The organism is Thiomonas sp. OC7, assembly GCF_900634595.1.
Lineage (GTDB): Bacteria > Pseudomonadota > Gammaproteobacteria > Burkholderiales > Burkholderiaceae_C > Thiomonas > Thiomonas arsenitoxydans.
Genome location: NZ_LR131953.1, coordinates 405468 through 431480, shown reverse-complemented (window position 1 = coordinate 431480; position 26013 = coordinate 405468). Strand labels below are relative to the sequence as shown.

The 26013-nt window shown below is 64.3% G+C and carries 24 protein-coding genes; 18 read left to right on the top strand and 6 right to left on the bottom strand.

Features of this window, described 5'->3' with window-relative positions; translation table 11 throughout:
- The first annotated feature begins 267 nt into the window (after positions 1–267).
- From BIO17B3_RS19110 to BIO17B3_RS02025, 6 genes are all read left to right on the top strand, one after another.
- Complete coding sequence (locus tag BIO17B3_RS19110; protein WP_232054157.1) at positions 268–525, top strand: hypothetical protein; 258 nt, start codon at positions 268–270, stop codon at positions 523–525.
- Positions 526–606: 81 nt separating this feature from the next.
- Positions 607–2571: a flagellar filament capping protein FliD gene (gene fliD / locus BIO17B3_RS02045; protein WP_156052816.1), complete on the top strand. Its 1965-nt coding sequence runs from the start codon at positions 607–609 to the stop codon at positions 2569–2571.
- Positions 2572–2595: 24 nt separating this feature from the next.
- Entirely contained in the window at positions 2596–3009 is a 414-nt protein-coding gene (gene fliS, locus BIO17B3_RS02040; RefSeq protein WP_156052815.1) for a flagellar export chaperone FliS, read from the top strand.
- Between the two features lie 72 nt (positions 3010–3081).
- Positions 3082–3687: a PilZ domain-containing protein gene (locus BIO17B3_RS02035; RefSeq protein ID WP_156052814.1), complete on the top strand. Its 606-nt coding sequence runs from the start codon at positions 3082–3084 to the stop codon at positions 3685–3687.
- A 39-nt stretch (positions 3688–3726) separates the two neighbouring features.
- Positions 3727–4635, top strand: a complete 909-nt coding sequence (gene motD, locus BIO17B3_RS02030) for a flagellar motor protein MotD (RefSeq protein WP_156052813.1) — start codon at positions 3727–3729, stop codon at positions 4633–4635.
- Positions 4632–5531: an SPOR domain-containing protein gene (locus BIO17B3_RS02025; protein ID WP_232054156.1), complete on the top strand. Its 900-nt coding sequence runs from the start codon at positions 4632–4634 to the stop codon at positions 5529–5531. The genes motD and BIO17B3_RS02025 overlap by 4 nt, the downstream gene beginning before the upstream one ends.
- Here BIO17B3_RS02025 and BIO17B3_RS02020 read toward each other — a convergent pair.
- Positions 5428–6191 (bottom strand): IS5 family transposase gene (locus tag BIO17B3_RS02020; RefSeq protein WP_156052812.1). Its coding sequence is split into 2 segments (ribosomal slippage): positions 5428–5819 and positions 5819–6191, totalling 765 coding nucleotides; the frame shifts between segments, so codons are not numbered across the junction. The genes BIO17B3_RS02025 and BIO17B3_RS02020 overlap by 104 nt on opposite strands.
- A gap of 103 nt (positions 6192–6294) precedes the next feature.
- Between BIO17B3_RS02020 and BIO17B3_RS02015 the strand changes: the two genes are divergently transcribed.
- The 12 genes from BIO17B3_RS02015 (at position 6295) to fliN (ending at position 18670) form a co-directional block, all read left to right on the top strand.
- Positions 6295–7422: a sigma-54-dependent Fis family transcriptional regulator gene (locus tag BIO17B3_RS02015; protein ID WP_156052811.1), complete on the top strand. Its 1128-nt coding sequence runs from the start codon at positions 6295–6297 to the stop codon at positions 7420–7422.
- A gap of 129 nt (positions 7423–7551) precedes the next feature.
- Positions 7552–9045 carry a sigma-54 dependent transcriptional regulator gene (locus BIO17B3_RS02010; RefSeq protein ID WP_156052810.1) on the top strand — a complete coding sequence of 498 codons (1494 nt, stop codon included), beginning with the start codon at positions 7552–7554 and terminating at the stop codon, positions 9043–9045.
- Positions 9046–9144: 99 nt separating this feature from the next.
- Positions 9145–9498, top strand: a complete 354-nt coding sequence (gene fliE, locus BIO17B3_RS02005; RefSeq protein ID WP_156052809.1) for a flagellar hook-basal body complex protein FliE — start codon at positions 9145–9147, stop codon at positions 9496–9498.
- A 68-nt stretch (positions 9499–9566) separates the two neighbouring features.
- On the top strand, positions 9567–11273 hold the full coding sequence (gene fliF, locus BIO17B3_RS02000) for a flagellar basal-body MS-ring/collar protein FliF (RefSeq protein WP_156052808.1): 1707 nt from the start codon (positions 9567–9569) through the stop codon (positions 11271–11273).
- Positions 11263–12279: a flagellar motor switch protein FliG gene (gene fliG, locus BIO17B3_RS01995; protein WP_156052807.1), complete on the top strand. Its 1017-nt coding sequence runs from the start codon at positions 11263–11265 to the stop codon at positions 12277–12279. Before fliF ends, fliG begins: the two co-directional genes overlap by 11 nt.
- 35 nt (positions 12280–12314) lie before the next feature.
- The gene (locus tag BIO17B3_RS01990) at positions 12315–13049 is read left to right on the top strand and encodes a FliH/SctL family protein (protein WP_156052806.1); all 735 of its coding nucleotides are present in this window, start codon (positions 12315–12317) and stop codon (positions 13047–13049) included.
- Positions 13046–14392, top strand: coding sequence for a FliI/YscN family ATPase (locus tag BIO17B3_RS01985; RefSeq protein ID WP_156052805.1), 1347 nt, complete (start codon positions 13046–13048; stop codon positions 14390–14392). The genes BIO17B3_RS01990 and BIO17B3_RS01985 overlap by 4 nt, the downstream gene beginning before the upstream one ends.
- Positions 14393–14484: 92 nt before the next feature.
- Positions 14485–14976: a flagellar export protein FliJ gene (locus BIO17B3_RS01980; protein ID WP_013105560.1), complete on the top strand. Its 492-nt coding sequence runs from the start codon at positions 14485–14487 to the stop codon at positions 14974–14976.
- Between the two features lie 88 nt (positions 14977–15064).
- Positions 15065–16375 carry a flagellar hook-length control protein FliK gene (locus tag BIO17B3_RS01975; protein WP_156052804.1) on the top strand — a complete coding sequence of 437 codons (1311 nt, stop codon included), beginning with the start codon at positions 15065–15067 and terminating at the stop codon, positions 16373–16375.
- Between the two features lie 167 nt (positions 16376–16542).
- A complete protein-coding gene (fliL, locus tag BIO17B3_RS01970; protein WP_156052803.1) occupies positions 16543–17112 on the top strand; it encodes a flagellar basal body-associated protein FliL in 570 nt (189 codons plus the stop codon).
- Positions 17113–17195: 83 nt separating this feature from the next.
- On the top strand, positions 17196–18206 hold the full coding sequence (gene fliM, locus BIO17B3_RS01965; protein WP_156052802.1) for a flagellar motor switch protein FliM: 1011 nt from the start codon (positions 17196–17198) through the stop codon (positions 18204–18206).
- Positions 18207–18235: 29 nt separating this feature from the next.
- Positions 18236–18670: a flagellar motor switch protein FliN gene (gene fliN, locus BIO17B3_RS01960; protein WP_156052801.1), complete on the top strand. Its 435-nt coding sequence runs from the start codon at positions 18236–18238 to the stop codon at positions 18668–18670.
- Positions 18671–18691: 21 nt separating this feature from the next.
- Here the strand turns inward: fliN and BIO17B3_RS01955 are convergent, their stop codons facing one another.
- The 5 genes from BIO17B3_RS01955 to BIO17B3_RS01935 all read right to left on the bottom strand — a co-directional run bounded on the left by BIO17B3_RS01955 (position 18692) and on the right by BIO17B3_RS01935 (position 26006).
- Positions 18692–20191 (bottom strand): methyl-accepting chemotaxis protein, encoded by a 1500-nt coding sequence (locus BIO17B3_RS01955; RefSeq protein WP_156052800.1) that lies wholly within the window; start codon positions 20189–20191, stop codon positions 18692–18694.
- Positions 20192–20286: 95 nt separating this feature from the next.
- The gene (locus BIO17B3_RS01950; RefSeq protein WP_156052799.1) at positions 20287–21369 is read right to left on the bottom strand and encodes a chemotaxis response regulator protein-glutamate methylesterase; all 1083 of its coding nucleotides are present in this window, start codon (positions 21367–21369) and stop codon (positions 20287–20289) included.
- Between the two features lie 35 nt (positions 21370–21404).
- The gene (locus BIO17B3_RS01945; RefSeq protein ID WP_156052798.1) at positions 21405–21956 is read right to left on the bottom strand and encodes a chemotaxis protein CheD; all 552 of its coding nucleotides are present in this window, start codon (positions 21954–21956) and stop codon (positions 21405–21407) included.
- Entirely contained in the window at positions 21953–22750 is a 798-nt protein-coding gene (locus tag BIO17B3_RS01940) for a protein-glutamate O-methyltransferase CheR (protein ID WP_156052797.1), read from the bottom strand. The genes BIO17B3_RS01945 and BIO17B3_RS01940 overlap by 4 nt, the downstream gene beginning before the upstream one ends.
- Positions 22751–22757: 7 nt before the next feature.
- Positions 22758–26006 carry an EAL domain-containing protein gene (locus tag BIO17B3_RS01935; protein ID WP_156052796.1) on the bottom strand — a complete coding sequence of 1083 codons (3249 nt, stop codon included), beginning with the start codon at positions 26004–26006 and terminating at the stop codon, positions 22758–22760.
- Positions 26007–26013 lie beyond the last annotated feature (7 nt).

The following is a 26013-nucleotide window of genomic DNA, read 5'->3' as shown; positions in this document are numbered from 1 at the left end:
CCGGGCCGCTGCGAGGCGTCCCGGGGGTTTTGCCATCTGCTTCATGCTTTTTGTCTTGGTTTCATTGGCCTGAATGGAGGCATCATGGACGTTCAAAATGCCGTGAATTTTTCTTTGCCCGGCAAGTTACAGACTGGCGTGCCGATCCTACCGACAGCACCAACAGCGTCTGCGCCAGCCCCGGGTTCGGCGCCAAGCTTTGTGCCAGCCGGACCGACTGCAAGCACTGCGGCCGCAGGGGTTTTGCCAGGTGCAGCACCCAACAGTTTGCCGCCCGCCACTTTGGCGCAGGCGGCTGACACTTTGCAAAAACAGGTCAGCCAGCAAGCGCCCTCCGTAGCGCTCACGGCCGGGCTCGACCCGAATGGCGGTCACCCCGGTCAGTTGCTGGTGGAGCTTAAAGACAAACAGACCCAGCAGGTATTCGTGCGCTACTACGTGCCCTCGCAGCAGGTGGTGAAGGCCGCGGCGCAGAGCCCGGACCAGCCGATGTCGCCCGGCAGTCTGCTGCAGGAAAAAGCCTGACGCGGATCGATTCTTCGGCCCTACAGTTCGGCTGGGGTGTGTCGTTAAATTGGTCAAGCGGTAACGCAATCGGAGCGCAGTATGTCGTCGGTATCCATTTCAGGTCTGGTCAGCGGAATCAACGTGCAGTCGTTGATCACCTCGCTGTCGGCGGCGTATCAGCAGCCCATTACGCTGCTGCAGAACCAGGAACAGTCGTACCAGTCCACACTGAGCGCCTGGGGTTCGGTGCAGAGCAGCCTGTCCAGCCTGCAATCGACCGTGGCGGGGCTGCAGAACGTCACCAGTCTGAACAATCGCTCGGTCAGCCTGAGCAACTCCAGCGCGGTGTCGGGCACGGCCAGTTCGAACGCGCCGCTGGGCACGTATTCGTTGAGCAATATCGTGCTGGCGCAGACGCAGAGCATCTACTCCGGCGATTTCGCCACGGCGACCAACACGGCGGTCGGTACGGGCACGCTGCAGATTCAGGTGGGCAGCGGCTCGGTCACCAATATCAATATCGACGGCACCAACAATTCGCTCAACGGCATTGCCGCGGCGATCAACCAGTCGGGCAGCGGGGTGAATGCGGCGGTCATTTACGACGGCACCGGCTACCGGCTGACGATGACGGGCAATAACACCGGCGCGGCCAACGCCTTCACCGTGAGCACCAGCGGCGCCACGGGTTCGTTGGGCAGTTTGAGCTACAGCGCCAGCGCCTCGGGCGGCATGACGGAGAGCCAGACGGCCCGCAACGCCTCGGTGAGCATCAACGGGCTGGCGGTGACCAGCGCGACCAATGCGGTCAGCGGGGCGATTCCGGGGGTGAGCCTGAACCTGCTCGAAACCAGCGGCTCGACCACCCTCACCGTGGCGAACGATACCAGCGCCTTCGTGACCTCGGTGCAGAGTTTCGTCACGGCTTTCAACACCTCGATGGGCACGCTCAACCAGCTCACCGCCTACACCCCCGGGTCGAACGGCGCGTCCGGCCAGAGCGGCCCGCTCATCGGCAACGCCGGAATTCAAACCCTGCGCACCCAACTGCTCAACCTCATCAGCGGACAGGGCATCGGCACCACGCCGGGCAGCGCCTACACCTCGCTCGGCGCGGTGGGCATCAGCCTCGCGCAAGACGGCACCCTGGCGCTCGACAGCGGCAAACTCAGCTCGGCGCTGCAGAGCAACTACAACGCCGTGGCCGGTTTGTTCGGCCAGGTCGGCACGGCCACCAATGCCAATGTGCAGTATGTCGGCGCGGGCAACAACACCCAGCCGGGCACCTATGCGGTCAATGTCACCTCCGGCGCCACGCAGGCCAGCGAGACGGCGTCCAACCCCATCGCCAGCGGCGGCATCACCAGCGCGGAAACGCTGGTCATCGGTTCGGGCGCAACCAGCGTGTCGGTGCAGCTCGCCTCGGGTTCCACCATCGACACCATCGTCGCCACCATCAACGCCACGCTGAGCCAGCAGGGTTTGAGCGGCATCTCGGCGATCAACAACAACGGCACGCTGGAGTTCCAGTCGGCCGATTACGGCAGTGCGCAGAATTTTTCCGTGGTGTCCACGCAGCCGGCTTCCGCCGGGAGCACGGGCATCGGCACCACGCTGCTGATGGCCAAGGGCACGGATGTGGTCGGGTCGATCAACGGCCAGACCGGAACCGGGGCCGGGCAGCAGCTCACCGTCACCGGACCGGGTGCGGCATTGGGCCTGCAGGTCAACATCAGCGGTCAGGCCACGGGCAGCCTGGGTTCGGTCACGGTCAGCCAGGGCATTTATCAGCAGATGAATGCCATTCTGACCCAGGCGCTCAATACCCAAAGCGGGTTTGTTTCGGCCGCGACCAGCGGGCTGAACAACACCATCAAGGGCATCAATCAGCAGATCACCCAGTTGCAGAACAGCGCGGCCTCACAGACCGCATTGCTGCAGCAGCAGTTCAACGCCATGCAGACGCAAGTCGCGCAGTTGCAATCGGTGGGGCAGTACCTCACCGCGTTCTTCAATCCGCCTGGCAGCAGTTCCAGCTCCAGTTCCAGTTCGACCGGCGGCTGATCGTCGCCCCATCAGGAGAGTTTCATGAGTGCAGCCGCTTTTGCCATGCGCGCCTATCGCCAGGTAGAAAATCAGGGCATCGCTGGAGACAAGCTCTACGCCCTCGGGCTGGACGGCATTCTCGAATACCTGCGGCGGGCAGAGGCCGCGCTGCGCAAACCGGACGGCAAGGATTTGCCGCTCAAGGGGCAATCGCTCGGGCGCGCTTACCAACTGGTTGAGCACCTGCTGGCCGTGCTACCTGATGGTACGCAAGAGGGCCCGCAGCTTGCCGAACAGCCGGTGGCCGAACGCCTGGAGCGCATTTATACCTACCTGCTGGCCCGTCTGGCACAGGCCAATATTTTCGACGACCTGCAGGCCATCGAAGACTGCCGCACCGTGGTCACGGCGCTGCGCGACTCCTGGCATCAGGGCATGGAGCAGGCCGCGGCCTGAGCCGCCTTCCGTGGCGACACGGATTGGCCCGACTATTGCTGCAATGGGACAATGCACGGCAAGGAGAACGTCATGTCCCAGTCCAACGAGCCCGCTGATTTCCCGGATTCCCGGTTTTTCGCCAGCCACCCCGACGCGCTGCACGGCGCTGTGGCAGCGGTGCAGCTCGATGGCGTGTTTCCGCTGGACTGGGTAGATGAACTCAATCCGCCACAGGCCCGCGCAGAAGTCATGGCGGACAACAACACCCTGCTGCGCGCTCTGCTCATGCTCGACGAACCCACCGTGTCGCACGACGGCGAACATGGCCGCGCCGATCCCATCCAAAATCTGGAGCGTCGCGTCGATCTTTTGCTGCTGATGGCCAGCGCGGCGCTGCGCGGGCTGGGCAATCTGCCGCCGGAGCGGCCCTGCGCGCTGTCTTCGCGCAAACTGCGCTGGGCCAGCGAGCAGCCGCTCGAAGTCGGGCGGCGTCTGTGGGCGCGCATCTACCTGCGTCATCGCATTGCCTTGCCGCTGGTGCTTTCCGGCCTGATGACCGAACAACGTCCCGATCGCGGCCAGTTCTGGCACACCCTGGAGCTCGATCCGCTCGATCAGCAGGTGCAAAACGACCTCGACCGGCTGATCTTCCGTCACCATCGCCGCCAGGTGGCGCGGAAGCGGCAGGGCGCTTGAGCCGCTTTGCTGGCGTAGAGACCTCGAACGAATTGAGTCATGGCCCGTAAAAAAGCCCACGAAGAACACGAAAACCACGAGCGCTGGCTGGTGTCGTATGCCGACTTCATCACCCTGCTGTTTGCGTTTTTCGTGGTGATGTATTCGATCTCCTCGCTCAACGAAGGCAAGTACAAGGTCTTGTCGCAGACCATGATCGCCGCCTTCACCGGCCAGCCCACCACGCCCAACCCGGTGCAGGTAGGCCAGCCGTTCAACAGTATGCCCTCGGCCATCGATCTGCCGCCCATTCCCAAACAGCAAAAGCCCGAGATCATCGAGCCAGGCCGAGGCGGGCCGGGGGCCAAGGAAGTGCAAAAGACGTTGCAGGGCGTAGCCGAGAAGATTCAAACGCTGCTGGCCAGCGCCATTCGCAAGGGCGATGTGCGGGTGCGCATGACCCCGCTGGGTGTGGTGATCGACATCCATGACACCGTGTTGTTCGCTTCGGGTCAGGCGGCGCTCACCCCGCAGGCGCAAGACCTGCTCAACCAGATCGCCGGGGTGCTGCAGGGGGTGGCCTACCCGATTCAGGTCAACGGTTTTACCGACACCACGCCGATCCATACCGCGCAATTCCCGTCGAACTGGGCGCTGTCTGCGGCGCGGGCGGTGTCGGTGGTGGAAATGTTCATCGAGCAGGGGGTGAAACCCGAACAGCTTGTCGCTGCGGGGTATGGTCAATATCATCCGGTCGAATCCAACGACACCGCCAAAGGTCGCGCGGCCAACCGCCGTGTGAGCGTGGTGATCGTGTCTCCCCTCAGCAATGCGACCGTGACCGATACGCCCCTCAACCCTGCCGAAACGCGCGCCGCGACGCCCGATGTTGCGTCGCCTGTTGCGTCGCCCGTTATGCCGTCCGCCACGCCGTCCGTCACGCCGCCCAGCCCTGGAACGCACTCTTGAACGACGATCTCCAACCCCTGAAAAACCGTCTGCGCTGGCTCAATCGCAGCATTCTGGTACTCGGCGTTCTCATCTTGCTGGGCCTCATCGTCTGGGCAGTGGTCGGCCTGCGCAAGCCCACGCCGGGCACCGAGAGCACGGTCATTCATCCCGCGTCCAGCGCTTCCAATAGGGCGGCGCGGGCGGCTTCCGCGGTGGCGGCATCCGCGCCCAAGCCCGCGATGAGCACGGCGCAGCAGGAACGGGCCGCGGCCGCCGCGATGGACGCGCTGTCTGCGGCCAGCGCGCCAAAGACGGCTGCGGAGACGGCGTCTCAGGCCGCAAGGGTGGCATCCGCTGCAACGCCAACCCAAACCGCTTCGGCACCGACCCCGGCGCCAACCGCTGTTGTCGAGACTGCGAGTTCAGCGGTCACCGCCGCAGCCCCGAGCAAGCCCGTTGTGAAGCACAAGCCCGCGCAACACAAGCCCGCGGTTCAAGCCCGTACCGAGCCCGCGCGTGCTGCTGCGACCCCAGCGAAGCCGAAGCGCGTCGGGGCGGTGGGGGTTTGCCGCACTGCGGGCTGGTATGTACAGGTGGGCGCTTTTGGCAAGCAGCAGAGCATTGACCGTCTGGCCAGCAAGCTGCACCGCGCGGGCTACACCCAGGTTTGCGTGGCCGCACAGCAAGTGCGCGGGCTGCATCTGTTCTACGTCGGCCCCTATAGAAATGCAGCATCGGCGCGTGATGCAAAAGCCCCGTTGCACAAGCTCACCGGGGTGGAAGGCATTTTGCGCAAGCTAGATAGTGTCGTCACAAGATTTGCAGCCAGAGGGCAAGGCAGCGAATTTGCACGGCGGCAACGAATGAGGCGACGTTTTTCGCGTAGCGCGTGGCGATGCCCCGCCACCGCTTGAGATGCAGGAAGGCGTTCTCGACCAGGTGACGTAGTTTGTAGAGTGCTTTGTCATACGTGCGGGGTTGCTTGCGGTTCTTGCGTGGCGGAATCACGGCTTGCGCGCCTTGCGCTTGGGCATGCGCCACGATGGCGTCACTGTCGTAGCCTTTGTCGGCAAGCAGGTAGTCCATCTTGAACCCGTCCATCAACCGCTCAGCCTCTGCACAATCCGCTCGGGTACCTTCTGTAATAACCGCTCGGAGCGGCAGACCATGCGCATCCACGGCCAGATGTATCTTGGTGTTGAGCCCCCTTTTGTGCGGCTCATCGCCTGATTGCCACCCCGCGCACCCGCTGCGTGCGGATGAACCTTGCAGTGACTGGCATCGATCATGATCCACTCGAAATCGGGCTCATCAATGCACTGCTCCAGGAGCGACTCCCAAATGCCCTTGTCGCGCCAGCGGCAAAAACGCCGATGGGTGTTTTTCCAGCCGCCATATGAGGCGGGCAGGTCTCGCCACGGCGCACCGGTGCGAAGAATCCAGAACACGGCGTTGATGAATTGGCGGTTGTCCCGCGCAACCCCGCCCCAAACTCCCGCTCGTCCAGGCAAGTGGGGTTCGAGCAATTCCCAGTGCCGATCTGATAGATCGTGTCGATGAAGCGTCTCGGGCATCTCAATAGCGCGGTTGGTATGAACAGCGCCATCATGCCACAACTCGTGACGACTCTATCTAGGTTGATGCACCCCTCATTCGCGGGGCTGCGAGAATGTCGCCATGCTTGACGACCGCGCACCCCATCTCCTGACTGCCGACAGCCCCGATCTGCTGCTGGGCGAGAGCCCGCCGATGCGCACTTTGCGCGAGCAGGTTCGCCGTGTGGCGCAGACCGACAGCACGGTGCTGGTGCTCGGCGAATCGGGCACGGGCAAAGAGTTGGTGGCGCGCACCGTGCATTTGCAGTCGCCGCGCGCGGCCCGGCCTTTCGTGGCGGTGAATTGCGGCGCGATTCCTGGTGAACTCATGGAGAGCGAGCTGTTCGGCCATGAACGGGGCGCGTTCACCGGGGCGCTCAATGCGCGCAAGGGCCGGTTTGAACTGGCCGGGCGCGGCACCTTGTTTCTCGACGAAATCGCCGAGATGAGCCCACCGCTGCAGGTCAAGATTCTGCGGGTGCTGCAGGAAAAATGCTTCGAGCGCGTGGGGGGCAGCGAAGTGCTGAGCGCGCAGTCGCGCATCGTGGCGGCAACGCACCGCGATCTGGAGCAGCAGATCGGGTTGGGCCGGTTTCGCGAAGATCTTTACTACCGCCTCAACGTGTTTCCGGTGCAGGTGCCGCCGCTGCGCCAGCGCGGCGAAGACATTTTGCTGCTGGCCGAACACGCCTTGCAACGCCTCGAGGCGCAGGGTCTGGGGCGGGTGCGTTTTGGCGACGGCGTGCAGCAGGCCCTGCTGAGTTACCGCTGGCCCGGCAATGTGCGCGAATTGCAGAACCTGATGGAGCGGCTGCTCATCCTGCATGCCGGTTCCATCGTGCGTCTGGCCGACCTGCCGCCCAAGCTGCGCGCCGGCGGCGATCTGGCGCGCGATCCGGGACGAGATTTAAGCGTGACCGAGGCGGCTTTGCCTGAACTGGCTACGAACACCGCCGCCGAAGACGACGAGCAAGAGGGGCTGCAAGCGTTGATGCAGGCCATGACCGAGCCCGTCCTGCAGCCTGTTCTGCCCGAAGAAGGCATGGACCTGCGCGCCTACCTTGAGCAGATCGAACGCAGCCTGATCGAACAGGCGCTGCAGCGCAGCCGCCATGTGATCGCGCATGCCGCGCAGCACCTCGGCCTGCGCCGCACCACGCTGGTGGAGAAAATCCGCAAATACGGCCTGGGCGCCGAGGCGCGCGAGTAAATTCGAAGCTTGCCGCTGTTGCGAGTGCGGGTGACGGAAAATCGTCACGTCTCAGGCCTTGGTTTTGCTAACTTGCTGCCGGGCTGTATGCCCTCTTGTTTTCTCTTCGCCTGATTTCGACCCTTCCCGATGACTTCCCCGCGAATTTTGCTGATCGACCACGACGCCGCGCGTGGCCAGCGGCTTTGCGACGAATTGCAGGGCGCGGGTTGCGTGGCCGCGCTGCATACGGCGGAAGACACCGCCCTGCAAGCGGTCGAGCAGGGCTGGTCGCCCGATCTGGTGTTTTGCGATGGCGAAGGGGTGGGCATCGACGCGGCACGGGTGCTGGCGCGGCTGCACGGCCTGCATCCTGCGCTGCCGGTGCTGATGGTGGCGCGGCATGCCTCGGTGCAGGCGGCCGTGCAGGCGCTGCAAAGCGGCGCGGCGGACTATCTGAACGCCCCCCTCGATCTCTCGCAGGCGCTGTCCAAGATTCGTCAGTTCGTGCCTTCGGCGACGTCGCTGACCCCGCCAAAAACCAAGGTCGCCGTGGCATCAAACCCGGTCGCAAGCCCGGCGCCGACCGCGGCCTCGACAAAGACAACATCGGCGCCCGGACCCGCCAGCGGCCTGATCGCCGAGTCTGCCGCAATGCAGCAGATTCTGACCATCGTTCGTCGCGCCGCGCAGACCGATGTCACCGTCATGCTGCTGGGCGAAAGCGGCGTGGGCAAGGAAGTCATGGCGCGCTATGTGCACGCGCAATCGCCGCGCTCGGCGGGGCCGTTCATCGCGATCAACTGCGCCGCCATTCCTGAAACCCTGCTCGAAGCCACGCTGTTCGGCTTCGAGAAGGGCGCTTTTACCGGGGCAGGGCAGTCGGCGCCGGGCAAATTCGAGCAGGCGCAGGGCGGCACGCTGCTGCTCGACGAAGTGACGGAAATGGCCCCGGCGCTACAAGCCAAGCTGCTGCGCGTGCTGCAGGAGCGCGAAATCGAACGCCTGGGTGGGCGCAAACGCATCGCGCTCGACGTGCGACTGGTGGCCACCAGCAACCGCGATCTGCAGCAGGCGGTGCAGCAAGGCGTGCTGCGCGAAGACGTGTATTACCGGCTGAACGTGTTTCCGGTGCAAATTCCGCCGCTGCGCGAGCGCCGCGACGACATTTTGCCGTTGGCCAAGGCCATGCTGGTACGCCATGCGGCGCCGTTTGGCATGACGCCATCGCCCCAGCTCGATCCTTCAGCGCAGCAGGCCTTGCTGGCCCACCGCTGGCCGGGCAATGTGCGCGAGCTCGACAACGTGATGCAGCGCGCGACCATTCTGAGCCAGAGCGGGGTGATTTCAGCGGCCGATCTGCTGTTTCCGCCGCCCGCCGCCGAGAGCGCTCAACGTGCCCCGGCACTCGCGCAGCCGCAGCTCGCGCCGCAGCCATTTACGCCGCAGCCCTTTGCGGGCGATCTAGGCAGCGAGTTGGCGTTGAATGAACGCCAGCTCATCGCCGACGCGCTGCAGCACAGCCAGGGCTCGAAGCAGCGGGCCGCAGAGCGTTTGGGCATCAGCCCGCGAACCCTGCGCCACAAACTGCAAAAACTGCGCGAAGCCGGGCTGGAACTGCCGGAACTGCCTGATGCACCTTGATGCGCCCTGAGCCAGCCATAGCTGGAACGTGTTTTGCTTCAAAGGGGCAAAACACCGGTTTAATCCCGGTTGAATCGACGAAAAATTGCCGGAGGCCTCATGCAGATTGATCCCATGCAAAGCGTGCTTGCCCAGATGCGCAGCCTCACCGCGCAGGCGCAGGCGCGGCCCGCCGACGCGGTGGGCGGCAATGCGGCAGCGGCGCTGGGCGCCACCGCGGCCTCGCAACAATCCGACTTCGCCACCACGCTCAAGAGCGCCATCGACGGGGTGAGCGGCGAGTTGCAGCACGCCAACGCCCTGCAGCAGGAGTTCGTTTCGGGAACGGGCGATGTGAGTCTGAGCGATGTGATGCTCGCTTCGCAAAAGGCCAGCCTGTCGTTTCAGGCGGTGCTGCAGGTGCGCAACAAACTCGTGTCCGCCTATCAGGACATCATGAACATTCAGGCCTGATCGCCCTATCGCACCACGCCGTTTCCCTAAATGACATTTTTTTGACGCTCCTCTCCTGACGCCCCCTCATGGCCACGACCACCGCCGCCGCGCTGCAAGACCCCTTGGGCGCCTTCCGCCAGATGAATATGAACCAGCGCTTCACCTGGCTGGCGGGTCTGGCGGCGCTGATCGCGCTGGTTATCGTCACCCTGATGTGGACGAGCCGGCTCGACTATCAGGTGCTCTACACCAATCTTTCCGAGCGCGATGGCGGCGCGGTCATTGGCGAACTGCAAAAGCTCAACATTCCCTATCGCATCACTGGCGGCGGCGCGGTGATCGAAGTGCCCTCGGCGCAGGTGTACGCCACCCGCATGAAACTCGCGGCCAACGGTCTGCCCAAAGGTGCGGGCGTGGGCTTCGAGGTGCTCGACCACGAGCCGATGGGCACCAGCCAGTTTGTCGAGCGCGTGAACTACCAGCGGGCGCTGGAGGGTTCTCTGGGGCGCACCATCGAATCGCTTTCGGCGGTGCAATCGGCCACGGTGCATCTGGCCATTCCCAAACCCTCCGTGTTCCTGAGCGAGGCCGAGAAGCCCTCAGCCTCGGTGCTGCTCAAGCTCTATCCGGGCCGGGTGCTCAGCGGCGCGCAGGTGGCGGGCATCGTGCATCTGGTGTCGTCCGCCGTGGCGGGGCTGGGGGATAAAAACGTCAGCGTGGTCGATCAGGACGGCAATCTGCTCACCTCCGGGCAGCGGGCCGACAGCGGCATACAGCCCGACCAGCTGATGTATCGCAACACCATCGAGCAGCAATATCGCAAGCAGATCGAAGCGCTGCTCGCGCCCCTGGTGGGCAACGAGGGGGTGCGCGTGGCGGTGTCGGCCGACATCGATTTCGCCAAGACTGAATCCAGCTCGGTGGTTTACGGCCAGGGCCATTTGCTCAGCCAGCAGCAGCAAAGCACCAATTCCAGCGGCGGCGGCACGCTGCCCGCCGGCGTGCCCGGCGCACTGAGCAACCAGCCGCCGGGTGGGGTCACCGCTCCTTTTGTCATGGGCACGGCTTCCGCGCCGCTCACGCCCCAGCAACTCACCCAGATCACCCCCAGCCTCAAGACGCTGGCACCCACGGCGGCCAGCTCGTCGGCCACGAGCAATTACGACCTCGACAAAACGGTCAGCCATACCCAGCAGCCGGTCGGCTCGGTCAAGCGGTTGTCGGTTTCCGTACTGGTGAACGATCAGGCCAAGGGCGGTAAGCCCGTGCCGCTGAACGCGGCGCAGTTGGGGCAAATGAAGCAGCTGGTGGAAAACGCCATCGGTTTCGATGCCAAGCGCGGCGACACGGTGAGCATTGTCAACATGCCCTTCACTGCCGCGCAGAAAGAGGCCGAGAAGCAGTTGCCCTTGTGGCGCCAGGCTTGGGTCTGGGACGGCGTGCGGCAGGCCGTGCCCTACGTCATCGCCCTGATTCTCGGTTTGATGGCTTACCGCGCCATGCGCAAGGCGACGAGCGGCGATGTCAAGGCCAAACGTCGCAAAGGCAAGGAAGCCGCCGAGCTCGACGAGGCCGCGCGTGAAGAGACGCCGAGTGACGGCATGCAAAAGTCATCCGGCCCGGGTGCGGGCGCCGAAATGGCGGCGGGCGGTATGCCCGGTGCGCTGGCGCCAGACACGGTGCAATTGAGCAATACCCTGGAGACGGATGCGGCGATCTCGCGCGAACTGGTCAAGCAAGACCCGCGGCGGGCGGCGCAGGTGGTGAAGGAGTGGCTGTCCGATGGCCAGTGAACAAGCCGATTTCAGCGGACTCGACCGCGCGGCCGTGCTGCTGCTGAGTCTGGGAGAAGACCAGGCCGCGGAGATCATGCGCCATCTCGGGCCGCGCGAAGTGCAGCGTTTGGGCGTGGCCATGTCCAAACTCAACCGGGTGAGCGCCGACCAGGCGCATGGGGTCATGCGCGAATTCCGCGAAAAAATTGAGCAGCAGACGGCACTCGGCCTGGGCTCCAACGAATTTCTGCGCGGTGCGCTGACCAAGGCGCTGGGCGGCGAGCGCGCCAATTCGCTGATCGAGCGCATTCTGCACGGCGGCGAATCGAACGGGCTGGAGAACCTCAAGTGGCTCGAGCCGCGCGCCATTGCCGAGTTGATCAAGCTGGAGCATCCGCAAGTGGTGGCGCTGGTGCTGGCCAATATCGAGCCCGAGCAGGCCGGCGAGGTCTTGCACTTTCTCACCGAGCGCCAGGCCGGCGAAGCCATGCTGCGGCTGGCCGCGCTCGACGGCCTGCAGCCCAGCGCGCTGCGCGAGCTCAACGAAGTGCTCGAAGAACAGCTCTCGGGCGATTCGCAGAGCGTGCAGGTCAGTTCCGTGGGCGGGCCGAAAGTCACCGCCGAGATTCTCAACCGGGTGGAAACCGCGCTGTCGTCGAGCATCATGGAGCACTTGCGCTCGCAGGATGAAGAACTGGCGACCAAGGTGCAGGACCAGATGTTCGTGTTCGACGATCTGATCAATGTGGACGACCGCAGTCTGCAAACCATGATGCGCGAAATTTCGTCGGAAACGCTGATTCTGGCGCTCAAGGGCACGAACAACGCGCTCAAAGAGAAATTTCTCAGCAATATGTCCAAGCGCGCCTCTGAAATGCTGCGCGACGACATGGAGGCCAAGGGGCCGGTCAAGCTCTCCGAAGTGGAGGGGGCGCAGAAGGAAATTCTGCAGATCGCCTCGCGCCTGGAAGCGGCGGGCCAGATTCAGCTGGGCAGCGGCGGCGGCGAACAACTCGTCGGCTGATACCTGGCGACCCGTAACCGGTTCTCACCGAAGCCATGAGCGGCATCATTCCCAAGGAAGACGCGCAGGCCGCGCGGCGCTGGCAGCCGCCGGAAATGGACTCTGCGGCGCGCACCGCCGTGCAGACCCCGCTTCAGACCGCTGGCGGCCCGCCCACCGCGCAGCAGTTCGAGGCGGTGTACGCGCAGGCCGAGGCGCAGGGCCGCGAAGACGGCCGACAGGCGGGCCTGGAACAAGGCCATCGCGAAGGCTTTGCCGCTGGACACGCCGAGGGCCTGGCCGCCGGGCGGGCGCAGGCGCAGCAGGAACGTGAGACGCTGCAGGCGCTGCTCTCCCGCGTCACCCAACCTGTGGCCGCGCTCGACGCCGAGGCCGAGACGGCGCTGGTGGCGCTGGCGCTGGAACTGGCGCGGCAGGTCATCCTGCAAGAGCTGCGCACTCAGCCCGAAGCGCTGCTGCCCATTGTGCGCAAGGCGCTGGCGGCTTTTCCGGCGCAGGCCGGGGCGCCTTCGGTGCGGCTTCATCCCCTCGATCTGGACGTGTTGCGCAACGCCGCGCCCGATCTCGAAAGCAGCGGCGTGACCCTGCTGGCGGACGACACTTTGCAGCGCGGCGATCTGATCGTGGCTGCTGCCGCGCCGGGGCAGACCGCCACGCCCGACCGCCGCTGGCGCACGCGCTCGCGGGAGGCGGTGAGTGAGCTCGATCTGCGCGTGGAAGAGCGCTGGCGGCAGATCATGGCTCGGCTGTTCGAGGAAGGGCTGCAATGAGTCTGGCCCGGGTATCGCGCCATCTGCAGACTTTGCAACTTCGCCTGCAATCGGGCGGGCCTTTGCCCCTGGTCTATAGCGGCAGCCTGGTGCGGGTGCGCGGGCTTATTCTTGAAGCGCAGGGGCTGGAGGCGAGTCTGGGCGAGCGTTGTCGCATCAGCACCGAGCAGAACCGTGTCATCGACGCCGAAGTGGTGGGTTTCAACGGCGATCATGTGCAGCTCATGGCGCTGGGCGAAGTGCAGGGCCTCACGTCGGGGGCGCGGGTGCATCCCGTGCCGGGCGATATTCGCATTCCCGTCGGGCCCGAACTGCTCGGGCGCGTGCTCGACGGCAACGGGCGTCCGCTCGACGGCGACGGCGCGCTGCTGGCCTCACACTACACCACCTTGTCCACCCAGCAGATCAACCCGCTGGGCCGGGCGCTGGTGCGCCAGCCGCTCGACGTGGGCGTGCGCGCGATCAATGCGCTGTTCACCGTGGGCCGTGGTGCGCGTATGGGGTTGTTCGCGGGCAGCGGCGTGGGCAAGAGCGTGCTGCTGGGCATGATGGCGCGCAACACCAATGCCGACGTCATCGTGGTGGGGCTCATCGGCGAGCGGGGCCGCGAGGTCAAAGAGTTCATCGAAGACATTCTGGGCGTGGAAGGGCGTAGCAGGGCCGTCGTGGTGGCCGCCCCGGCCGACGCTCCGGCGCTGACCCGCATTCGCGGCGCGCGTCTGGCCACCGCGATGGCCGAGTATTACCGCGACCAGGGGCTGAACGTGCTGCTGCTGATGGATTCGGTCACCCGCTACGCCCTGGCGCTGCGCGAAGTGGCGCTGGCCGCAGGCGAGCCCCCGGCGGCGCGCGGTTTTCCGCCCTCGGTGTTCGCCAAGCTGCCGGCGCTGGTGGAGCGTGCGGGCAACGGGCCGGAGGGCGGCGGCAGCATCACCGCGTTCTACACTGTGCTGATGGAAGGCGACGACCAGCAAGACCCGGTGGCCGACAACGTGCGCGCCATTCTCGACGGCCATATCGTGCTCAGTCGCCGTCTGGCCGAGCAGGGGCACTTTCCGGCCATCGACCTGCAGGCGTCGATCAGCCGCGTGATGCCGGCCATCGCGACCCCGCTGGAACTTCGGCGCATGCAGAAGCTCAAGGAAATGCAATCGCGCTACGCCAGCCAGCAAGACCTCATCGCGGTGGGCGCCTACACCCCGGGTGCCGACCTGCAACTCGACCAGGCGGTGCAGGCGCACGCCGGCATCCGCGAGTTTTTGATTCAGGACATGCACGCCGCTGTCGGTCTGACACAGAGCCGACAGGAACTGGCCGATCTGATGACACCCTACCTTGTTTGAAATGTCGGGTTTTTGACGATTTCGACAGGGAAGTTTGGGCCTGCCGGGTGCAAGGTTTACACTTTGCCTGAATCAAATTCGGCCCCCAACGCATGACCTACAACAATACCCTCAGCCCGCAACGGCTGGAGACCCTTCAGGCTTTGCATGCGCAAGCCGTAGAGGCCAGTCAGAATGCGGGTCAACTCGTGGGTAAACAGCAGGACATTCTTCGAACCGCGCAGGCGAAGCTTGCACAGCTTGAAAGTTATGCCGCGCAATATCGTGAACAGATCCAGACTCTGGGCACTGCCGGCACCGCCTGGAGTCAGGTGCGCGACCTGCGCGGTTTTGTCGATCGCATCGAATCGGCCATCACCGCGCAGAAAGTCGAACTCAACCGCCAGCAGCTCATCCTGACCGAACTCATGGGGCAATGGACGGCAGCGCGCCAGCGCGAAAAGGCGTTCGAGGTGCTGATCGACCAGCATCAGGCGCAAAAACGCCAGGGACAAAAGGCCAGCGCGCTGAAAAACCTGCAGGAATGGGCGGTACGGCGAGCGTCGCAATTCCTGCCCAGCTCGCAGCAGCGGTCTGATTTCTGAAGTCGCAAGATCAGTCAGGCTGCAGTCAGTCAGTCAGGCTGGCGCAGGTTTTGCTTAGAACGGGTCTCTACTCGTTTGAGCCGCCATCATGCCGCTGATCGTTCCTGTCGTGTCCACTCCTGCTGCGCCACCTGCCGAATCGTCGTCGGCCGGGGCTGCAACGTCTCAGAACGAGACCGGGCCAAGCTTTTCCGACGCGCTTTCGCGTGCGGGCAAGGCGGCGCCCTCGTCGTCGGCGTCCGCAGATTCGGCAAAAGCGCAGAAACCGAGCGAGGCTTCATCTTCAGACGCAAAAGCGACAGCGCAGGCGCGGGGCAAGGCCGATTCGCCGCAGATGCAGTCATCCGCGCCATCACAAGATTCTGCAGCGGCGAATGCGAGCGCATCGGCGCTGGCCCCGCAGACCAGCGGGGCGCTCGAAGCGGCAATGGCGGCAGCGCAAAGCGGCAAAACCTTGCCGCTGGACGACCGCAAGACTGCGCCGAAGGATGCCAACCCGGCAGCAGTACCTGGCCCCGTGCTCGCCGCCATGCTGCAGGCGCCGGTTGTCACCTCGGTTGCCGCGCCCATTGCCACCCCGACGGCTGAGGCCCAAGACGTCAAAACTCTGCCGACCTCTGCACTGCTGGCCGGACCGCAGAATGACCCGCTGACAGACCGGCAGGCGAACTTCGGGCGCGCGGGAGTGCCAGCAGGCGTCACGACGGGCGGCACGACCAAAGCCGCCGAGAGCCTGCCCGCGTGGATGCAGAACCTGGCGGGCAGCGCTGCAGACGCCGCACAGCCCAGCCGATTCGCGGCCCTGCATCAGTCCCTCACCACGGCTTTAGACTTTTCGGCCCTGCAGGCCTCACCGTCGAACCATGCCGACTCAACCCCGTCTGTTGTGTCGCCAAACCAGATCGGGCAGGCTTTGACTCTGGGTATGCCGCAGGCCAACCCGGCCTCGCAGGCGGTCTGGGCGGCGACGGTGCCCGCCCATATGGGTTCGCCCGACTGGGGGCAGGCGATGAATCAGCAGGTCTTGCTGGCGGCACAGGGGCAGCAGCAATTCGCCACGCTGCATCTCAATCCGCCGCAACTCGGGCCGCTCGAAGTCCATCTGCAGATGCACGATGGCCAGATTCAGGCGCAGTTTGTCTCCGCGCATGCCGTGGTGCGGCAGGCGGTCGAGGCGGCGCTGCCGCAACTGCGCGATGTGTTTGCCGGGGCCGGGCTGTCGCTCGGCCAGACTTCCGTCGGCACCCAAGGCGGGCAGGGCGATCGCCAGCAGGCACGCTCGCAACGCGGCGCGTCGGGATCGAACGCGATTGCCGACATCGCCGCAGGCGGCGCACCGGGCGCTTCTGCCGCGCAGGTCTTGCGCTGGCAGCAGGGACTGGTGAACACCTATGTGTGAGAACCTGGGAGTCTTTCATGCTGCGGTCGGTGTGCTGCACGCAGCGGCGCCCCTTCAAAAACCCCGCCCTTGTGTCGTTAAACCCTGCAGTGAAAACGCATTGATCGTCCTTCACGCGCAAAGGGTGCGCAGCGTGCGCGCCCCAATCAGCACATTGGGAGTGGGGTATGGCGGAACAAGAGGCCAAGGCCAAGGAAAAGGGCGGCGGCAAGACCAAGTTGATCATCATCATTCTGGTGGCGGTGATCGTGCTCATGGCCGGGGGCGGCGCGGCGGCATTTTTTCTGATGAAGCCCAAGGCGGCGCCCACCGCGGCCGAGCTGGCTGCGGAGGCTGCGGCCGAGAAGGCGAAGAACATGCGTTTCATCAGCATGGAGCCGTTTGTCACCAATCTGCAGAGTACCGACGGCACAGTGCATTACCTGCAGGTCAAGATCGATCTCAAGACTTACGATCCTTCGGTTGAAGGCAAGGTCAAGCTCATGACGCCCGAACTCCGCAACAACATTCTGCGCATCCTCGCGGCCCAGTCGATCGACAAGGTCGATTCGGTGGAAGGGCGCGATCACCTGCGCGAAGACATCCTGCATTCGGTGAACAAGGTGCTCGAAGGCGCGCCTGCGGTGGCCGCTGCAGGTGGGGAACATGGCGGCGGGGGCGGCGCGGCTGCCGCTGCGCATGGGCATGACGGGGCGCCGATCGACGGCGTGTTTTTTACCGCTTTCGTGGTGCAGTGAAATGAAACAGCTCCGACGCTCGATTTGCTCGCTGCCCCGCGAGGGCAGTGCCCTCTGCCTTATAACGTCTGTGCGGAACTGACATGGTTCAAGACGTCCTCTCCCAAGACGAAGTCGACGCACTGTTCGGCGGCATTTCAGGCGAAGAGCCAGCGGCCGAACCGCAGGCGGCGGATGAAGGGGGCGTGCGTCCTTACGACCTGGCCAGCCAGGACCGCATCGTGCGCGGGCGCATGCCCACGCTGGAGGTCATCAACGAGCGCTTCGCCCGGCTGTGGCGGGTGAGTCTGTTCAACTTTCTGCGGCGCGCCTCTGAAATCTCGGTGTCGTCGGTGAAGCTGACCAAGTACAACGAGTTCATTCGCGGCTTGGTCGTGCCCAGCAATCTCAATCTGGTGCAGATGAAACCTTTGCGCGGAACCGCGCTGTTCATCTTCGACCCGCGGCTGATTTTCAGCGTGATCGACAACTTTTTCGGGGGAGATGGCCGCTTTCACGCCCGCATCGAGGGCCGCGACTTCACCCCGCTGGAGCAGCGCATCATCAAGCGCATGCTCGACATGGTGTTCAAGGAATACAAAACCGCCTGGGCGCCCGTGCTGCCTCTGGAGCCCGAGCTCACGCGCTCCGAAGTCAACCCGCAGTTCGTCAACATCGCCACCCCGACCGAGGTGGTCATCGTCTCCACCTTCGATGTCGAGATCGAGGGCGGCGGCGGTAGCCTGCACGTGTGCATCCCGTGCAGCATGGTCGAACCCATCCGCGACCAGCTCACCACCGGCATGACCACCGACCGCAGCGAGGTCGATCACCGCTGGGTCAAGGCCTTGCAGACTGAAATGCGCGAGGCCGAAGTGGAAATGCGCGTCGAACTGCTGCAACGGCAAATTCTGGTGCGCGAATTGCTGAATCTGCGGGTCGGCGATGTCCTGCCGGTGGACATGCCCGAAACCGTGATTGCCCGCGTGGACGGCATTCCCGTGCTGCTGGGCGAGTATGGCCGGCACGAAGACAAGATGGCGCTCAAGATTCGCCAGCAGCTTTTCCCGGAGGTGCCCGAGAAGGCGCAACTCCTGGCGCACGGCGCGCACTGATTCCGATCCCTTATTCCGCAGGACATTCCATGGCAGAAAACACCCCCACCGACACCGCAGCCGCCGACGATCTGGCGGACTGGGGCGAAGCCATGGCGGAGCAGGGCGTATCCGCCGAGCCTGCAGCCGCTGCGGCAGAGCCGCCCAAGGTGCAACCCGCCCCCTTCGCCGAACTTCGTGCCGACCAGGGCGGCGGCGCGCCCAACAACCAGCTCGATCTGGTGATGGACATCCCCGTCACGCTGTCGGTGGAACTGGGCCGCACCAAAATCCAGATTCGCGAACTGCTGCAACTGGCGCAAGGTTCAGTGGTCGATCTCGACCGGCTCGCAGGCGAACCGATGGATGTGCTGGTCAACGGCTTTCTCATCGCGCGCGGCGAAGTCGTGCTGGTGAATGACAAGTTCGGCATTCGCCTGACCGACATCGTCAGCCCGACCGAGCGCGCCCGGCGTCTGGCTTGAGGTGCTAGAAAAGCCGACGGCTCAAGCCAATTTGAACTGCAGCATGCTTTCCTGCAAAGCCTGCGCCTGCGCATTCATCTCTTCTGCGGTGGCCGCGAGTTGTTCCGAAGCCGAGGCGTTCTGCTGGGTGACGGCTGAGAGCTGGGCGACGGCCTGATTGATCTGCTGCATGCCGGTCGACTGTTCTTCCGAAGCCGCCGTGATCTCCTGCACGAGATCCGAAGTCTTCGAGATATTGGGTGCCATCTGCGCAATCAAGCTACCCGCCGCATCCGCCTGCTTCACCGTCGAAGTCGCCAGATCGCCAATCTCCTTGGCCGCCACCTGAGAGCGCTCCGCCAGCTTGCGCACCTCCGCGGCCACCACCGCAAATCCCTTGCCATGTTCTCCAGCCCGGGCCGCTTCAATCGCCGCATTCAAAGCCAGCATATTGGTCTGATACGCAATGTCATCGATGATCGAGATGCGCTCCGCTATGGCTTGCATCGCCGAGACCGTGCCCTGCACCGCCGCACCCCCTTCACGCGCTTGGCCTGCCGCCTGCTGCGCCATCGAATCCGTCAGACGGGCGTTATCCGCATTCTGGCGAATCGAAGCGGTCGCCTGCTCCAGCGTGGCCGAGGTTTCCTCCACCGAAGCCGCCTGCTCCGAAGACGACTGCGACAGACTCTGTGAAGTGGCCGACACCTGCGTGGACGCTGAGAGCAGTTGCTCGGCCGACGAGCGCACCGAGCCGATGACCGAAGTCAGCCGCCCGACCATGTCTCCCAAAGCAGCGAGCAACTGCCCGGTTTCATCCTTCGACGTGGAAGCCACCCGCACCGATAGATCGCCTTCGGCCACGCGCTGCGCGACATGCACTGCCTCGCTCAAGGGGAGGGTGATGGAGCGGGTGATCCAGAAGCCGCCCACCATTGCTGCGAGGATGAAGCCGATGGTGATCCACAGCGCCTGGCGAACCGCACTTGCATAGGCAGCCTGGCTTTGCGCATACGCCGCCTGCATCTGCGCTTTCTGATGGGCGATCAACGCACTGATGTGCTGGTGCATGGCGAGCACGATGGGCGAAGCCAGTTGGGTGTAGATGGTGCTGGCCTGCGGATAGAGCCCTTGCTGCATCAGACCGATGACCTGCTGCTGCACGCCCCGGTTCTTTGCCATCAGGCTGTGAATTTCAGCGAGTTGCGCGTTGACCTCGGCATCCGGCGGCAAGGCTTGCAACTCTTTGAACACCTGGGCCGTGCTTTCACGGTTTTCGGCGAGCTGCTTTTTGAGGGCCTGCTGCGCCTGCGCGTGTGCCGGGTTCAGCAGGGTTTGATACAGCGCTGCCGTGGTGCCCTGGAAGTTGGTGAAAAAAGTGTTGAGCAGGGCGATACGCTGGCTTTGCACATGCACGATGGAGTCGAGCCGGGCGTTGGATTGCGCCAATTGCTGCTGCGCCAACGCGGCATTGAGCACGATGACGGCCAGCATTCCGAGCAGGCCCAAGGTCATGCGGGTGCGAATACGAAGGTTGTTCATCAGGGTAGAGAGAGGTTTAACTTGATGCTTATGTAACGACACGAGGCCAGTGCCGCTGCATAGGGGAAGACCCCGTGTGAAGCGCGACTTTCGGGTCAACCGCGGCCGTATTCCACCATCGCCGCGCCGATGTCGCCCAGGGCCAGGCTGCGGTCGGCGGCGCCAAGTTTCACCGCCTCCTTGGGCATGCCGTAGACCACGCTGGTGGCCTCATCTTGCGCCACGGTGCGGGCGCCGGCGTCGTGCATTTCCTTGAGGCCGCGCGCGCCGTCGTCGCCCATGCCGGTGAGGATGATGCCCAACGCGTTGCGCCCGGCGCATTGCGCCACTGAGCGGAACAGCACATCGACCGAAGGCCGGTGGCGGTTGACCGGCGGGCCATCGCGTACTTCGACGTGGTACTGCGCGCCGCTGCGCCGCACCTGCATGTGGCGGCCGCCCGGCGCGATGAGCACCAGCCCGGGAATCAGCCGGTCGCCGTCACGCGCCTCGCGCACTTCGAGGGCGCAGACGGAATTCAGGCGCTCGGCAAAAGTCGCGGTGAACTTCTCCGGCATGTGCTGCACCACGGCGATGCCCGGCAGGGTGCGGGGCAGGGTGGTGAGCACGCGCTCGAGCGCCACGGTGCCGCCGGTGGACATGCCCATGGCGATGATCTTCTCGGTGGTGTCGGTCAGCACATGCGCGCTGGGGGTGAACGTGGGCGGCGCGGGGGCCTTGGCCACGCTGACCACGGGCCGCGACAAGGCGCGCAGACTACCGGTGTTGGCGCGGGCTGCGGCCTTGATGGTCTGCGTCAGCTCGGTGGTTTGCTCCACCAGAAAGTCCTTCAGGCCCACGCGCGGCTTGGTCACCACGCTGACGGCCCCGGCCGCCAGAGCATCGAGCGTGATCTGCGCGCCTTTTTCGGTGAGTGTGGAACAGATGACCACCGGCAGCGGATGCTCGACCATGAGCTTCTTGAGGAAGGTGATGCCGTCCATGCGGGGCATCTCCACGTCGAGCACCAGCACGTCGGGCCACTGGCCTAGCTGCATGCGCTGCAGGGCAAACAGCGGGTCGGGTGCGACACCGATGACCTCGATGCCCGGATCGCGCAGCAGCACGGCCTGCAGCACCTGCCGCACCACGGCGGAATCGTCGACGATGAACACCTTGACCTTGTCGGTCCGAATCATGAAAGCGTCTCCAGTAGGAAGGGTTTTGATGGGACTCAACCCATGCTTTGCTGCGCGTTCTGGCCCCAGAATTTCAGATAGGCGTCGCCGCTCCAAATCTCGAACAGCACATTGCGGTGGCCTTCGCCACCCAGATGTTCGGCCTTCAGGCGCAGGCCATGTTGACGCACGAGTTCGCGTCCGCGCAGTACGTTTTTGCACGGCACGTCCAGGCAGCCGTGTTGCACATGCAGGGGCTTTTCCTGCGTGAACATGCGCCCGCCGCCGAACAGCTTGGCCTCGTATTCATCGGGGCGGGTGCCCGCCGCCCGCATATCGCGCAGGAATAGCAGCATGGCCTCGTCGGCATAGCGGCCGTCGAGCGCACGGTGAGCACCATGATGCGCGCCGCGGCCGGGCAGCATGTAATGGCATAGCCCGCCGATCTTCAGCCGCGGGTGCCACACCGCAATGGCCACGCACGAGCCCAGCAGGGTGCGCACGCGGGTGCGCCCTTCGCCGAAATACAGCTCGCCGGGCTGCAGAAAAATTTCCAGCGGCTCTTCCTGCGCGGCCTCGGCAGGTGCGGGGAACGGCGCAGTTTTCATTGCGGCTTGAGATAGACGGCGGGCTGAAGGCTGCGCAGCGGCAGATCCAGACCGTTCAGGCTTTCGGAATGACCGATGAACAGATGCCCGCCGGGCCGCAGCACATCCAGCAGCCGACGACAAACCGCGCGCTTGGTCTCGGCGTCGAAATAGATCATCACATTGCGCAGCACCACCAGGTCGAACTGGCCGATGTCGGGCAGGGCGGTGTTGAGATTGATGACCTGAAAGCGCACCCGCTCGCGGATGCTGGGCTGCAGCGCAAAACTACCCTCATGTGCCCCCGTTCCCTTCAGACAAAAGGCCTTGAGGTAGGGCTGGGGAATTTTTTCGGCGCGCTCCATCGGGTAGATGGCGCGACGCGCCTGCTCGATCACCCGGGTGGAAATGTCGGAGGCCACGATCTCCCACGGCCGTTGTCCCATGCGCTCGGCCAGCACCATGGCGATGCTGTAGGGCTCTTCGCCGCTGGAGCAGGCCGCGCTCCACACCCGGAATGGGCGCGAGGTATCCGCATGCGGAATGATTTGCTCCGACAGATAGGCGAAGTGCCGCGGCTCGCGAAAGAAATAGGTTTCGTTGGTGGTGAGCAGGTCGATGGCCTGCTGGCGCTCGGCGGCGTCTTGCCGCAGATGGTGCAGGTAATCGGTGAAAGTCGCCAGCCCGAGCGCGTGCAGCCGCTTTGAAAGACGCCCTTCGACCAGCGCTTTTTTCGACGGTGCCAGGGTGATGCCAGCGGCTTCGAACATGAGGCGGGAAAAGCCGCTGAGTTCGGTATCGGTGAGCGTTTGCATGGTTTTTTCAGCCAGGTGTGTGGGTCTTGGCATCGGCCAGATATTGAGCAAAGCGCTTGGGCGCGACCGCCTGGCTGAACAGCCAGCCCTGGTAGGCCTCGCACCCGAGTTGCTGCAGAAAATCGGCTTGCTCCTGCGTTTCGACGCCTTCGGCGATGACGATCAGGTGCAGGGCCTTAGCCATCGAAATCACCGCACGCGTAATGGCCGCGTCGTCGGCATCGTTGGGCAGGTCTTTGACAAAAGCGCGGTCGAGTTTGATTGTGGTGACGGGCAGGCGCTTGAGCGAGGCCAGCGAGGAGTAGCCCGTGCCGAAATCGTCGATGGAGGTGTTCACGCCAAGTTCGCGCAATTGCACGATCAGCCCGCTGACATGCTCGGGATCGCGCAGCATCATGCTTTCGGTGATTTCCAGCTCCAGCAGGCCGGGCGCGATGCCCGAGTGCTCCAGGGCCGAAGAGACCTGGCGCAAAATCAGATCGCCCTGCAACTGCCGCATCGAGCAGTTCACGGCGATGGGCAACGGGGTCTTGCCCTGCTGCTCCCATTCTTGAAGCTGCTTGCACACGGCGTTCAGCACCCATTGCCCCACGGGCACGATCAGGCCGGTTTCTTCGAGCAGCGGAATGAACGTGGCCGGAGAAACCAGGCCATGTTGCGGGTGCTGCCAGCGCAGCAAGGCCTCCGCCCCAATCACCTGACGGGTTTGCAAGCAGACCTTGGGTTGGTAAAGCACAAAAAACTGCTCCATGGCGAGAGCGTGGCGCAGATCGGTCTCCATCTCGATGAGCTCGCGCCCGCGCTGGCTCATGTCGGCGGTGTAGAGCAGCGCCCGGCCGGGGGTGTTGGCCTTGCAGCGGTACATGGCCACATCGGCACGGCTGAATAGTTGCGTGGCCGACCGCCCATCGCGCGGCGCACGCGCAATGCCCAGGCTGGCGGTGATGAAAATGGTCTGACCGTCGAGTACGAAAGGTTCGGTCAGGCTGTTGAGCAGTTGCTCGGCGTGATCGAGCAGAGCCTGCTGGTCGGCGGTGCAAGGATGCAGCACCGCGAAGGCATTGCCGCCCCAGCGTGCCAGAAAATCGTCTGGAGCAAGCGCGACCTTCAGCCGCGCCGCGGTTTCGATCAACAGGTCATCGCCCAGGGCGTGACCAAAGCTGTCGTTGATCTGGCGGAAGCGGTCGATGTCGAGCAAGTAAACGGCCAGTTGGCGGCTCTCGTCCCGGCTGGTCTCGGCTTCGAGCAAGCGCTCTAGCGATTCGATGACCAGGGTCTGATTGGGCAGTTCGGTCAGCTCGTCGTGATCGATCAGCCACTTGAGGCGCCGGTCTACGGCACGGATTTCCGTGACGTCGTGCGCGACCGCTGCGGCGCCGAGAGGCGTGCCGGTGGAATCCAGCAGTCGACGCGCCGTGATTTCATAGTGCCGCCACTGGCCTTCCAGGCTTTCTATCAGAAAGTTCTCTGCCTCCTTGGGTTCACCGCGCAAGGCCGATTCCAGCGGCAGTTGCTCCAGTGGAACCGGCTTGTGGTCAGTGGTGTGAACAGGCGTGACCAACTCCAATTCACGCAACGACACCCCCATTTTTGTCGGCAAACCCGCCCGAATGGCTGCCGCGTTCACATAGCTCAGCAAGCCGTTTTCGTCGCAGGCGTAGACCACGTCGCGCATATTGTCGAGCACCGCATTCAGAAACGCGGTCTGCCGGATCGCAGCGTCCCTGCGGGCGAGTTCGTCAGTCACGTCGAGGGCGTAACACACGATGGAGGTCACAGCGCCGTCCTCGTTCTTCACCGGGGAGACATGCCACTGCAGCATGCGGTAGCGGCCATTCTTGTGACGATAGCGCCGGTGCGCGCAATAGGCGCCCACCTCCGTATCTGCCATGCCGCCGAGCTGGGCGGCTACGGCGCCCCGGTCGTCCGGATGCAGAAAATCGTCGACGACATGGGGCTGGCGCAGCTCTGCCGGCGTGTAGCCCAGCATCTCGCTGAAGGCCGGATTGAAGTCGAGAATCTCGCCTTGCCCGTTCACCATCAAAATGCCGATACCAGAATAGTCAAAAGCGTTCTGTACCCGCGCGTTCGCCTGATGCAGCCTCTGGGTCAGTGGGCGCAGTTGCCAGCCCAGCACGAGCAGCCCCAGCAGCACCAGACCCGGCACGAACAGCAGCCCGGTTTCGAGCGTATCGACGACCGGGGCATAGAGTTCGGCCGTGGGCACCTCCACCGCCAGGGCCAGCCCGGTTGTGCCGAGCGGCGTGGAGCTGATCAGCCATCGCTGGCCGTCGATTTCCTGAATCGTCGTAGCCGCTTTGCCCTGTGCCCAGCGCACCTCTGCGGGCAGACGCTTGGATGTGAGCCGCGTCGTCTGTTCGCTTTCACCGGCCTGGCTGGGCAGACAGGTCCAGAGGTCATTGGAGAGGCTGCAGATCTTGATGACGGTGTGTTTCGCGCGACGCGTCAGCTCATGCGCGATGCGGCTGGAGGCGGGCAGGGGCAGCGAGGCGCTGAAGTGGCCGATGGTCTGCTCGCCCTTGCGAATCGGGAGCTGCGCGTGCAGAAAAAAATTGAGCGTTACCGGATCGCGCTGCAGCATGAACTGGCTGGCTGGTGGCATGGCCGGCGCCAGGCTGGGCAGCCCCGGGTGGTGCGCTGTGGAGGCTGCGCTCGACAGCACGGTTTCGCCCCAGAGATTGGTGATGCTGTATTCGTGAGGGGCCAACAGCGCCATCATGGTGCGCAAGTCGGCGAGTTGGCTTTGCAGTTCGGCAGATGGATGCGCGGGACTGCCTTCTTTGCCGGTTTGAAGTGTTCGCAGGGTGCGTAAGAGCAATGGGTTGTGGGAAAACCGCTCCAGCTCCTTGCCGCGAACCTCCATCGCCATAAGCAGACCGCGGCTGAGTGCGTCGCGGTCGTTCTCCATGCTGAGCGTCAGCCGATTCCGTTCGTGGTCGGCCATTACCAGAGCGGTGAATAGCGCGGTGAGCGAGCTAGCTAGCAACAGAATCACCGCCGCCGTCAGCATGAGTTTGCGGTCTGGCCGCTGCCGGTACGCCGCGCGCATCCAGGGAAAGCGATTGCGCACGGCCGTGGCGACGCCAGCGGAAAACAGCAGCGCCGCAGGCTGGTAGGCGCTGCTTGTCCCGGTTCCCCACAGCTGCTGGAGCAGCTTCCAGGCGAGCATCAGCACGCCGGCCATCGCAAGGGCGACGATGCCGAGATCGATGAGCAGTGGGGTGATCAGGTGCATCAGCGTG

What these genes read in the sequence shown, in the direction of transcription:
- fliD (WP_156052816.1), top strand. Translation starts at nt 607, where the DNA reads ATGTCGTCGGTATCCATTTCAGGTCTGGTCAGCGGAATCAACGTGCAG.
- BIO17B3_RS01935 (WP_156052796.1), bottom strand. Translation starts at nt 26,006, where the DNA reads ATGCACCTGATCACCCCACTGCTCATCGATCTCGGCATCGTCGCCCTT.
- fliE (WP_156052809.1), top strand. Translation starts at nt 9,145, where the DNA reads ATGCAGATTGATCCCATGCAAAGCGTGCTTGCCCAGATGCGCAGCCTC.
- BIO17B3_RS01985 (WP_156052805.1), top strand. Translation starts at nt 13,046, where the DNA reads ATGAGTCTGGCCCGGGTATCGCGCCATCTGCAGACTTTGCAACTTCGC.
- fliS (WP_156052815.1), top strand. Translation starts at nt 2,596, where the DNA reads ATGAGTGCAGCCGCTTTTGCCATGCGCGCCTATCGCCAGGTAGAAAAT.
- BIO17B3_RS01980 (WP_013105560.1), top strand. Translation starts at nt 14,485, where the DNA reads ATGACCTACAACAATACCCTCAGCCCGCAACGGCTGGAGACCCTTCAG.
- fliF (WP_156052808.1), top strand. Translation starts at nt 9,567, where the DNA reads ATGGCCACGACCACCGCCGCCGCGCTGCAAGACCCCTTGGGCGCCTTC.
- BIO17B3_RS01955 (WP_156052800.1), bottom strand. Translation starts at nt 20,191, where the DNA reads ATGAACAACCTTCGTATTCGCACCCGCATGACCTTGGGCCTGCTCGGA.
- BIO17B3_RS01950 (WP_156052799.1), bottom strand. Translation starts at nt 21,369, where the DNA reads ATGATTCGGACCGACAAGGTCAAGGTGTTCATCGTCGACGATTCCGCC.
- BIO17B3_RS01990 (WP_156052806.1), top strand. Translation starts at nt 12,315, where the DNA reads ATGAGCGGCATCATTCCCAAGGAAGACGCGCAGGCCGCGCGGCGCTGG.
- fliN (WP_156052801.1), top strand. Translation starts at nt 18,236, where the DNA reads ATGGCAGAAAACACCCCCACCGACACCGCAGCCGCCGACGATCTGGCG.
- BIO17B3_RS02010 (WP_156052810.1), top strand. Translation starts at nt 7,552, where the DNA reads ATGACTTCCCCGCGAATTTTGCTGATCGACCACGACGCCGCGCGTGGC.
- fliM (WP_156052802.1), top strand. Translation starts at nt 17,196, where the DNA reads ATGGTTCAAGACGTCCTCTCCCAAGACGAAGTCGACGCACTGTTCGGC.
- BIO17B3_RS01975 (WP_156052804.1), top strand. Translation starts at nt 15,065, where the DNA reads ATGCCGCTGATCGTTCCTGTCGTGTCCACTCCTGCTGCGCCACCTGCC.
- BIO17B3_RS01940 (WP_156052797.1), bottom strand. Translation starts at nt 22,750, where the DNA reads ATGCAAACGCTCACCGATACCGAACTCAGCGGCTTTTCCCGCCTCATG.
- fliG (WP_156052807.1), top strand. Translation starts at nt 11,263, where the DNA reads ATGGCCAGTGAACAAGCCGATTTCAGCGGACTCGACCGCGCGGCCGTG.
- fliL (WP_156052803.1), top strand. Translation starts at nt 16,543, where the DNA reads ATGGCGGAACAAGAGGCCAAGGCCAAGGAAAAGGGCGGCGGCAAGACC.
- motD (WP_156052813.1), top strand. Translation starts at nt 3,727, where the DNA reads ATGGCCCGTAAAAAAGCCCACGAAGAACACGAAAACCACGAGCGCTGG.
- BIO17B3_RS02035 (WP_156052814.1), top strand. Translation starts at nt 3,082, where the DNA reads ATGTCCCAGTCCAACGAGCCCGCTGATTTCCCGGATTCCCGGTTTTTC.
- BIO17B3_RS02015 (WP_156052811.1), top strand. Translation starts at nt 6,295, where the DNA reads ATGCTTGACGACCGCGCACCCCATCTCCTGACTGCCGACAGCCCCGAT.
- BIO17B3_RS01945 (WP_156052798.1), bottom strand. Translation starts at nt 21,956, where the DNA reads ATGAAAACTGCGCCGTTCCCCGCACCTGCCGAGGCCGCGCAGGAAGAG.